Genomic DNA, 10,270 nt, shown 5'->3' on the forward strand with positions numbered 1-10,270 from the left:
CAACCCGACGAAAGACTAGTCGACCCAGGGGATGCCGGAATATCACCTGATGGTATTAGTCCTCAAAACGGTGGCGCGGCAAGCGCGCGGCCGTCAGCCCGCAGCCGCCTTGCCAGCGCCCGCGCGCCGGTCCCAGCCCTCGGCTGGACGCACTATCGTGTCCGGCACGACCACGACGCAGTTCCGACCGTGTGCCTTTGCGGCATAGAGCGCAGCGTCGGCTCGGGCCATCACAGTCGCCAGGGTGTCGTCCGCGCCGAAAGCGTCCACACCGGCACTGAGCGTGGGCACCACATCCCGGTTCGGGACGCATGAGCCGGAGGTTGCCACAATGTCACGCAACCGATCGACGAGGCGGCCCGCTTCTTCTTTCGTGACGTGCGGCAGCAGCAAGGCAAACTCTTCCCCGCCGATGCGCCCGACGACATCCTCGGCTCGGACAGAGCGCGAGATCATTGACGCCACATGCGCCAATGCACAGTCCCCGGCAGCGTGCCCATACCGGTCGTTCACGCTCTTGAAGTTATCGATATCGAGAATGGCGACGGACAATGGCACGCGCCCCATCCCGCTTTGCATGGCAACCGTTTCGGCGCGTGCAATGAAGGCGCGGCGCGCCAGCACGCCGGTCAGGTCGTCGTAGGTGGCGAGCCGCTCCATCCGGTCCGCGAGCCGGTCGTGCGCCAGCAGCACCATGCCGACCGACAGACATGGAAGTGTGAGCGTCGCCATGCCGAGGAAGAGCACGTTCAGGGGTGTCGGCTCAAGAAATACCGTTTCATGGACGAGGCCCACGGCATAGGCAATCGAGCGAACCCCGTGCACAACCGCCCCGAGCGTTGCGGCCACCGATACGAAGTAATACGCGTACTTGGGCCGTCCGGGCGGACGGTGCCTCAGCACCATCCAGCCGATGTTAAAGCGTACATAGGCAATGACGCCCGAGATCATTGCGCTGCGGGCATCGACGTGCGGGGACACGAACGTCCAGTACATCAGCAAACCGAGGACCGCGGCAATCGCCACGTATTCCCACGCGTAGTCGGGTCGTGTGTTCAGAAACTGGCGGAAACCCTGTACTCCGAGCAGGGAGGCAATCATCAGCAGGCTGCTCGACGTTGCGACGACGATATCCGACGTGCCGGAGAGCAACAGCGCAGACGTCACCGCCAGCAGTCCGCTCGCCACGCTCCACAAGCGAACCCCCGGCACGTGCGCCTGATACAGCGAGCCGAGAACCGCCACGCTCATGACGCACGAGAGGATCGCGATGCTGATGAAGACTGCCGGGATAGACATGTAGGCCTGGCGAAGTATTTTGTTTCGTATATCGCCGGGACGGGCTATGGGCTATGAGTGTTGCGCGGCCCCCTCGATGGTCATCCCCGCGATGACCCCGTCTCTCGGCTTGTTTAGTCGCCAGCATAGCTGAAATCGGTGACGGGCCCACGTCGTTTTACAAACGGCGTGGCCCGTCCTGTTTCGCTCTCTTACCGCCAAGGTTGAGGAATCTTGTCCGATTAAGGCTGATCGTCGCGCGCTTTGAGCTGGTACTGGTACCAGGCAATCACCGCGATGATGAACAGCACCAGGAAAATCGGGATCATGTAACCGCGCGCGAGCCATCGCAGGAACGGATCGCAGAACAGCAACGCCAGTCCCAGCAGAATCCACACGGCAGCCATGACCACCGCAGGTGCGTGATGGTAACGCGCCATCCATTCCCGCCAGCGGCACGACGCGTAGTACGCCACGCCGCACCCGATCAGCAACAGCAGCACGAGCTTTGTCGCCAGCCGGAACGCGTAGAGGTTCTCACAGACCGTCTTGCACACGGCGGACGATTGCGCGCCGGGCGGATCCTGATAGTGATCCGCTATGCACTCACTGATGCTGCGCGTCAGCGTACAGGCCTGCACGCCCTCCATCGCCTTGGGGACCAGCGAGTCGATTGTCGGCATCGTCGGATCGGTCTTCTGCGCTGCGTCGGCGGCGCTCAGCGGCATTGGCCAGAAACCGATCCCGCCGAAATTGTCCTGCGCATAGACGATATCGTCTTGCAGTTGCTGCCAGTTGTCGTTGTCGAACGTGATGACGGGCACGATCTGGCGCAGCACGGTCATGCGCTCCTCACCGTGTAGCCCGGCTTCGACAGATTCGCGCAGCGCCTTCTTCGAATCGGTTGTCGGCTCGTCGAGCAGCACCAGAAAGTTCGGCCGATGCTTCTGGTCGCGGTCGACGCGGGCAAGCAGGTCCGTCACGGCGTTCTTGTCGCTGTCCGTCACCAGTTGCATGAGGTTCGCGTAACTGTAGACGCCATGCCCGACGCGGTCGTGCCGTAGCATGACGTCGATACGATCCCCCGCCCTTGCCTTGCGCAAACGGCTGCGCAACTGATCCACGAACTGGTTGAAGGCCTGCACCGACACCGGGTCTTCCGGATAGCCGTCGAAGAACAGCACCACGCCACTGCCGTTGGTCGGTGCAAAGCGCGCGCCGAATGGAAGATGATTCGAGACGGTGGCGGTCCAGTTTTTCAGCCCGGTCGAAAGCAGCCGCACGATGTCGTCGCTCAGACGATTGAGGACGGCCACCTTACGGTCCTTGTCGAGCCGGGTCCAGGAGCGCCAGTCGTTGCGCTGAATGACCCACTGCACGTTGCTCTGATGGCGCTGAGCGACGGACACGAAGTCTGCGGGCAATGACGCCGACGTCTGTGCCAGATCCACGAAGCTACTGCCGTAGTTGGCTTGCACCAGCCGTCCGGTATCGTCGAAGGTCGCCCCGTAGTAGCCAATGCGCGAGAGCGTGCTGAAGTCGACGTTCTGCTTCGGCCCGGCCATCCAGAACGGGAAGAAGCCGTACACCTCCCCGTCCAGACGGTCCAGTACACACCCGCAGCCGTTGCCGTCCCAACTCACCTGTTTGTTCGGGTCGAACGCGGGCTTCTTGCGCGCGGTGGCAACCAGCGACGGGCGGAATCGGTCGTACAGCGCCTGCATCAGTTGCGGCAGCGACAACGTGTCGACGTTGCTGCATGCGCCCTTGCGCCACAGCGCTTCGAGTTGCGCAAACAGCGCGGGATCGCGCAGGACCGCCGACAGTTGCTGCATCTGTTCGGCGGAGACCTTGCGTGCGTCGGCCACGCTGCCCGGAATGCCTGTGGGGCACGCGCCCACGCCCTCGCGCAAACGCGCCATCACGGCCCGGTCGAACAGCCACAATTGGGGATACTGCAACCCTTGCAGGCCCTTGAGCATGTCGAGGATGACCGGTGGCACCGACTCGTTCCTCCGGCTTGATGCCAGCTCCGCGAGCGCCTGCGCCGTCAGCACATAGGTGGTTTGCGATTGGGCCGCCCGTACGATCTCGGGGACATATGGGTCGACCGGGGTTTTGATGTCGGCAGTGGCGTCGAGAATGGCTTCGTTGAAGTCCGCCTGACTCGCATACTCTTCCGTCAGCCCGGAGACGGCATCGATGATCGTCGTGGGCACACGGGCGTCGTTGCGAAGTTGCGCAAGCGAGGCATCCGTCAGCTGATAGGTCGTTGTGATCGCGACCGCACGCGCTTCCGGCAGATAGGCGTCCGCCTGCTTGCCCAGGTCCTTGAGCGCATCGAGCACCGCGGCGTCGAACAGTGGTTGGTTCAGATATACCTTGTCCTGCAACGCGGAAAGGTGATCGATGACCTTCGACTTCGACGCCAGCAATGTGAAGTCGGCGGCGTCGAGCGTGTAGTTGTAGATCGTGAGCAGCGCGCGGTCGGGATCGGGACCCGCGTTGCGGCTACCGTCGGTGTCGAGGTGATACAGCCACAACATGGCGGCGATCTCGTCGTCCGTGCCCGCGAGACGGATCTGGTAGTAGCGCGCCTGCTCTTTCGGCTCGAAGCCGTCGATCCACTTCCCGAGGTCTGCGCCGACCAGATCGGCCTTCCATTGCGGATGCGCGCGCACAATCGATGCGAACTTCAGCAGCGCCTGCACCGACGCGCTCGTCAGATTACCCACTGGCTGCATTTTGAAGTCGAGCCAGAATCGGTTCAGCCACGACAAGGTGATCGGGCCGACGAGGTTGTCGGACAGGGGCCGCGTGCTCTCGCGGTACGCCTGAAGATAGGCCGGATCTTCCGAGTAGATGATGAGCAACGCTTGCTGGATGGCACGACGCGTGGCAGGGGCAAGATGCCGCACGACATCCGCTGAAATCAGCACGGTGGCGGGGCCGGATGTCGGTTCGGGCTTCACCTGAACGGTGTTCACGATGTGCCATGCCTGCTCGGGCGTCATCGGCTTGCCATCGCTGCCGATGGGCGGCGCCATGCGTGAGAACTTCCCCGTGGACGCTTCGGCGGGTGCCGCGACGGCTTGCGTGGGCGCACCTTTGACGCCGACGGGTTGCGAGGCTGGTGCAGTCGCTTCGACAGGGTCGGAGGGGACTCCGGGAGATGACGCAGGAGTCGCCACCGGCGCCGCTGGTGTCGTGACGGCAGACGAAGGCTTCGCGACAGCGGCCGACGCGCGCGACGCGACCGGCGCGACCGTGCCAGAAGTCGCTTGCGGTGCTGACGCCACCGCCGCGCTCGCCAATATCGGCTCTGCGTCGACGGCCGCTGTGAGCATGAAAAATCCGAGCACCGCCGCGCCGAGTAACGGCATCCACCTGCGGGCACATCTCAGAAAGTCGACAGGGCTCATATCAGATCGTGCGTCCTTCTTTGATGTGTTCGCGTCGGATCGCGCGCAGCAAGTCGCCTTGCTTCACGACCTGACGGCCGTCGCGCTCCGCCCACATGACGGCATGCCGCGCCACGTTGAGCAGCGCACCACCCGAGAGCACGTGTTCCGCTGCGAGCGCGGGCAGATCGACGTCATCCGACAGCCCCCGGCGTGCCGGGAAGAGATTGCGCCACAGTTGCAGTCGCTGGATTTCATCCGGCATGGGGAAATGGATCGCACTCTGGAAGCGCCGAGCAAAAGCTTCGTCGATGTTGTCCTTCAGGTTGCTCGCGAGCAGCACCACACCGGGATAGTCTTCGATGCGCTGAAGCAGATAAGCGACCTCCTGATTGGCATGACGGTCGTTGGCGGTACTGCCCTCGGTGCGCTTGCCGAACAGCGCATCGGCTTCGTCGAAGAACAGAATCCAGTGTTTGTTCTGCGCCTGATCGAAGACGTTCGCCATGTTCTTCTCCGTCTCACCGATGTACTTCGAGACGATCTTCGACAGGTCGATGCGATACACATCCACGCCAGCCGCCTTGCCGAGCAACGTTGCCGTAAGCGTCTTGCCCGTGCCCGGCGGACCGTAGAACAATGCCCGGAAGCCGGGTTTGACGATGCGATCGAGTTGCCAGCGTTGCATGATGCCCTCGCCGTCGTCGAGCCATTGCCGGATCTGGTCGATCTCCTCGATGACGTCCGGCGTGAGCACGAGGTCTTTCCAGTCGTGCTGCGTCGTGATGCGCTTGGCAGGAAATCCGGCACTGTAGTCCGGCTTATGCTCGCGGCCCGATGTGCTGCGCTCAAGGAAGTCGCGCTCGATATGCAACGCGGCGGCGAGGGCAGGTTCGCCGTCCGCCCGGCGTTCGAGTCGCAGAATCGAGGCGCGGGCGAAGACGTGGTCCGCATCGAACAGCGCCATGACGTCGAAGCGGCGGCTCAGATCGTCCCCTGCAAGGACGAACGCAGCGGTCTCCCCGGTCGGCAGCAGACCGTTGTGATGCTGGGCGCGCCATCCCCCGAACTCGGTGAACTGGCGCTCGGTGTTCTTGTTCTGCGTAAAAAGTAGATCCAGGGCTTGCGGGCGGACGTGCGGCAGCATCGCGAGCATGAGCACGATACGTGCGTCGAAATCATCCGCCAGCGCGTGTTCGAGCAAGGCACGGGCGAACGGCGAGGGATCGTCCGTCAGATCCGGCGGCGTATGCGCATAGATGTCATGCGGCACGCCCTCATGCATGAAATATGCGTGCAGCCGCGTCTCCAGCACTGCGCCGAACCAGTCGATCTCGCGCGACAGGCTCGCGGCGTTCGCACCCAACGGGTCGAGGGGGTCTGATGGATCGGTCATGCCCACTCCACCCATAGCGTCTGCTCCATCCAGGACAGACGAATTGTCGCGATGCTCCACGGCAGACGATCCAGCAGCATGTCGTATGGCGCTCGTCTCACTTTCAAATGCCAGCCATCCTCCTCCAGCGACAACCGGCCCTCACGTTGCAAAAAGCTTCCGCGGAGCCCGTCGCGAGAGGTGTTACCGAGGGCGGACCAATACTGAATGATCACGTCGAGCATCTGCTCGCACATCATCGACTCGTCTTCCGTGATGTCGAGATGGCGTGCCACTGGCGTGTCGAAGCGCAGTCCGCAAAGCAGCTTGTGCATCGTCAGATGCGGCTCAGGGGCTTCGGTAAGGCCCGAGCCGACGTAATGCAGCAGCAGCACGGCGCGCTCTGCGGCTTCGTCGCTGACGAATCGGTGCTCCTTTGTCAGGCCGAGTTTGTCCCAGAGGTGAGTCGTGAACGGCCAGGTCAGGACCATCCCGGCGTACGGCACCATCAACGGGGTTTGCAAGAGGTGGGCATCATCGGTGACGTCGGCAGTGCGCATATCGATACCGGTTTGCTGTTGAACGCGCGAGGCGAGCGCGGGTGGCACGGCGACGTTCGCGTGACGGGCAAGTTGCGCCACAAGTGATATTGCGAACGTTGCGGCGTCGAACCGACGCTGCGGCAGGAATAGCCACGGGAACAGGAAACGCCAGCGCGCACGTTGCAGACTCGCCGGTGCGACCGTCTCGACGGTCGTCGCGAACAGATCCGTGATGTCGCTGGAGACGCGCAGCATTTGCGCCACTTGCGGCGTATCGCGGGACGACAGCCGCGCGATACCCGGCCACAGCGGCTGCGGAATCAGATCCAGCCAACGCTCGGCCAGCGCCTCGTCTTCAGCGGCCGTCGCGATGACCGGTCTCAGTACGTACGCGCCCGAGTAGACCGACTGTCGAAGCCAGATGTCGAAGCCTGCGGGCGGAGTCCTGCCCTGGCCGAAGTTCGTGGAGGTAAGGTAGGCGATGAAGTCTTCCGGCATGGCGGGCGGACGGTTTGGGGATGTCGGGGGAAATGGGCCGAGTGCATTGAGATCCAGATCGTCCGGGGATGACGAAGCGGCTCGCGCAATCGCAGACTCCGCTAACAGATCAAGATCAAGTACCGTATCGCTGGCAAGCGCGGTAGCCACGCTCGCGTAATAGCGCCCGGTCGCGTCGGCAGGTAAAACACCGTTCTCAGCATCGATGTCGATGTCGGGCGCATTGTCGAGAATCGAGCGATAAAGCACTTCTCTGTGCGCATCGGGAATCGACACGCTGACGGCGATCATCGTGTCGATGATGGCTTGCCAGTGGTGAGCGTCGATCCCGGCAAGAGCGGACTCGCGCGTCGAAGCTATCTCCGCGACCATTTGCCGGAGGTCGAGTCGCTGAGTGTCGGACAACGACGAGGCGCGGGCGATCAGATCCCCGCCTTGCGGGTTCACCTGCTGGCGAAACTGAATGAGACGCTGGATCGTTGCGGTAGCGGTGTGAAGGCCCATTGGGACTGGCACCGGCGCTGGAGGTACTGCATCGGCCGTCGATGACTCCAGCCGTCGGCGGTCACTGTCATCCGTGTCGATCCTGTTGGCCGTTCTCCGGGAATGCGCAACCGTGCCCGGCGAAGTGGTGGTAGCGGTAGCAGTTGTGACGGTGGCTCGCCACAGATCAAGCGCCTGACGTGTCCATGCTGTCGTCCCGCGACTCAGAGCGACGGCTTCTAGCGCAGCGAACGAAACGGATGGGATTGACGACGTGGACGTGACCGGCGCAATGGCACGTAACCGCATGAAGATTTCATGCCAGACTTCCCGCTTCCATCGGTCGAACTCGGTCTGCGACGGCACGTTCCGTGTGATCGGCTCGGCGTGCGTCTCACGTCCGCCGGTATGGGCAAGGCTGAGAAATCCGTCGAGCACACGGGAAGTGTCGCCGGGCGGCCGCTCAATGGAACTCGCCGACACCTGAACTGCATCAACCAGTTGACCGACCGAAACCTCGGCGAACGCCTCCCAAATGGCCGCTGCAGACGGCACCGTCACCGTTGCCAGATCCACAAGCATCGTTTCCGGAAAGCCCTCCACGACGCGCATCAACACCGTGTCGTACGTCGCATAATGACGCCAGATGGACGCAAGCGCGGCGCGCTCTGCGCCGGTCCATTCCGCCCAATCGTCATGAAGTGCCACAGCTGAACCGCTCAACAGCGCCTGGATCAGCGTGTCACGGCGGCTCTTCGCCTGCACATGCGGGTCGAAGTCGTCTGAGGTTGGCTGCGCGTCTGCTACAGATGGTGGCACTGCGGGTTCGGCCGATGTCGGCTCGCCGCCAATACTTCGATGAGCGAGTCCGGTACTACTGGTATCGCTGCTTGCCAGTGGCAAACCATCGTCGTCACGCCGATCGCCGTCAGTGAGACGATTCCCGCCGCGCGTTGAGGCTTGCGATCGATCTGCCGGTGCGCCTACGGCTGCGGGCATCGCGTCAGAATCGTAGATGCCCAATACCGCTGCGATGTCGTTAGACCACGCGTTTCGCCACCCCCACGTTCGATTGACGTCATGGCCGGTACTCTGTGAACTTGTCGCAACGACAGTGGCATCGGTTTCTTTGCCATACCCCCGCGCCGATCCTTGCGTCACATCAAGACGCACCGCCACCAGAAGCGTCAACATGTCCTCAAGCATCGACACCGGGAACGTCAGTGCGATGTGCTCGCGCAGATCGGAGACAGACAGATAGCGACGCAGCGCTTCGCGCAAAGTGTCTGCCTCGTTGGCCACAAGCGTCGGCCAGACGCCGTAAAGCGCCTTCGCCTGTGCACGCATCAGGGCCGTAGCGAGTAGTGCCTTCAGGCCAGACCGTGTGAGCGATCTCGGCGATGCGTTGGAGGTGAGTACCGGCGCATGAGGCAGTCCACCGGATCTCGCGTCGTGAATCGCGCTGGGTGTGGCGTCGGGTGAAAGAAATCCAGCCATACCGCCTTCCCTCACCGCCCCATTCGCTTTCGCTTCGGCAACGCGGTGCAGGGCATCGATCATCGGTGAACGTGCCGAACCCGCTTGAGATACCTGGCCCGTCCTCGCAGCGTCTTCCGCACCCGCGCGTCCCTCATCAGCCCGCGTGTGTTCTCGCACCTTCGCGACGAAATCTAACTCGTCGTGCACCAGCCCCCGCACCGACGCGATCGACAGCACCGCTTGCCAGACACCATGCCACGGCATTTCTCGCAGGTCGACGCCCGGCGGAAGCAGGCCCATCGTGAGCAGCCGAGCACGTGCGGCCGTTTGCGCCTCGGCGCGCTGGCTCGAATTCCAACCGACGCTCTCCAGCAAGCGATCCAGCCCACCCAGCTGTCGCAACCACCCGGACGCCTCTGCCGGACGCAATGCCCGAATGAGTGCTTCGACCCCGTCCGCCGGAAACTGCTTCGTCAGCCGCTGGATCAGCGTGTCCGACGAAGCGTTTGCCCGAATTCGTTGCCGCACGGTCTGAACGTCGCCCGCCAGCACCCGGGCCAGAAGCGCTTCGATACCGTCGGCTGCCGCTGCGTCGGTATCTCGATGCGGACCTTCGTCGCGGCGTAACACATGGTTAGGTTCTGTCTGCACGGACCCTGGCATCGAACCCGGCCTCACCCATTGGCCGGACGCCAGAAACGCCATCAGATCCGTCGCATCAGCCGTCGCGGCGGTCGCAAACTTGCTGACATGAGGTCGCGACGCCGCCTGAGACTGCACGGAAGCATCGGCACCGTCCGGTTGCCGTTGCCCGACCGCCGAACCACGATGACCGCTTCCAACAGCACGACTACCAATGCCGACGCCACCAATACCCTCACCTGCTCCGCTATGCTCCGCAGCGCCATCCACTGCCGAACCTTCGCCCCGCCACATGACCAACACACTCGCCAGCGCTTCCGCCAGCCGCTCGGCCAGCGTCTCGGGCAGATCCTCTGCGTACACCTCGCCAAGGTCGACATCGAGCCGATCGATACGGTAGATGTCGGCCGCTGCGCCATCGCCCGTCGCCTCATCGAACACAGACGCCACCACCGGCAGCAACTGGTCGACGACCAGCGCTCGTAGCGGGTCGCCTTGCGACATGGCCATGCCGCCCGACGCAAAGGTCAGATCGAAATCGAGCGAGCGGATCCGATGTCGCGTATCCATCG

The 10,270-nt window shown here is 63.2% G+C and carries 4 protein-coding genes; all 4 read right to left on the bottom strand.

Features of this window, described 5'->3' with window-relative positions; genetic code table 11:
• Nucleotides 1–93: 93 nt before the first annotated feature.
• The 4 genes from NTU39_RS14015 to NTU39_RS14030 all read right to left on the bottom strand — a co-directional run bounded on the left by NTU39_RS14015 (nucleotide 94) and on the right by NTU39_RS14030 (nucleotide 10,268).
• Nucleotides 94–1,299, bottom strand: coding sequence for a GGDEF domain-containing protein (locus tag NTU39_RS14015; protein ID WP_150662681.1), 1,206 nt, complete (start codon nucleotides 1,297–1,299; stop codon nucleotides 94–96).
• 221 nt (nucleotides 1,300–1,520) lie between these two features.
• Nucleotides 1,521–4,625: a hypothetical protein gene (locus NTU39_RS14020; RefSeq protein ID WP_257957874.1), complete on the bottom strand. Its 3,105-nt coding sequence runs from the start codon at nucleotides 4,623–4,625 to the stop codon at nucleotides 1,521–1,523.
• A gap of 76 nt (nucleotides 4,626–4,701) precedes the next feature.
• Nucleotides 4,702–6,075, bottom strand: a complete 1,374-nt coding sequence (locus tag NTU39_RS14025; RefSeq protein WP_257957875.1) for an ATP-binding protein — start codon at nucleotides 6,073–6,075, stop codon at nucleotides 4,702–4,704.
• Complete coding sequence (locus tag NTU39_RS14030) at nucleotides 6,072–10,268, bottom strand: contractile injection system tape measure protein (RefSeq protein ID WP_257957876.1); 4,197 nt, start codon at nucleotides 10,266–10,268, stop codon at nucleotides 6,072–6,074. Before NTU39_RS14030 ends, NTU39_RS14025 begins: the two co-directional genes overlap by 4 nt.
• Between the last annotated feature and the right edge of the window lie 2 nt (nucleotides 10,269–10,270).

The organism is Pandoraea commovens (assembly GCF_024704525.1).
Lineage (GTDB): Bacteria > Pseudomonadota > Gammaproteobacteria > Burkholderiales > Burkholderiaceae > Pandoraea > Pandoraea commovens.

Coding starts and splice junctions, on each gene's coding strand:
- NTU39_RS14025 (WP_257957875.1), bottom strand. CDS start 6,075: ATGACCGATCCATCAGACCCCCTCGACCCGTTGGGTGCGAACGCCGCG.
- NTU39_RS14015 (WP_150662681.1), bottom strand. CDS start 1,299: ATGTCTATCCCGGCAGTCTTCATCAGCATCGCGATCCTCTCGTGCGTC.
- NTU39_RS14030 (WP_257957876.1), bottom strand. CDS start 10,268: ATGGATACGCGACATCGGATCCGCTCGCTCGATTTCGATCTGACCTTT.
- NTU39_RS14020 (WP_257957874.1), bottom strand. CDS start 4,625: ATGCTCACAGCGGCCGTCGACGCAGAGCCGATATTGGCGAGCGCGGCG.